This is a genomic window from Mesorhizobium sp. M00.F.Ca.ET.216.01.1.1 (genome assembly GCF_004010325.2).
GTDB lineage: Bacteria > Pseudomonadota > Alphaproteobacteria > Rhizobiales > Rhizobiaceae > Mesorhizobium.
This window is the reverse complement of the sequence record NZ_SADR02000579.1, coordinates 1-283: the sequence shown is the minus strand read 5'-3', so window position 1 is coordinate 283 and position 283 is coordinate 1. Positions and strand designations below refer to the sequence as shown.

Sequence of the window (283 nt, the reverse complement as noted above, 5' to 3'; positions counted from 1 at the left end):
CTCAGCGCGCGGGCCGCAGAGCCCCGATGCGCTGCGAAGCCTGCGCGGGCATTTTCCGGACGTGCCGCTGATCGTCGATGCCGGCATCGGCCGGCCATCGCATGCCGCAGCCGTGATGGAGTTCGGCTACGACGCGGTGCTGCTCAACACGGCCGTGGCCAAGGCCGGCGATCCCGCCGCCATGGCAGCGGCCTTCGGCAAGGCGGTCACGGCTGGCCGCGAAGCCTATTGCGCAGGGCTGCTCGAGCCGCGCGACATGGCCGTTCCCTCCACCCCCGTCATC

General features: G+C 71.7%; 1 pseudogene. It reads left to right on the top strand.

Annotated features, from left to right (window positions below):
- Positions 1–283, top strand: a pseudogene (locus EN859_RS37520) (thiazole synthase); the annotation flags it as partial.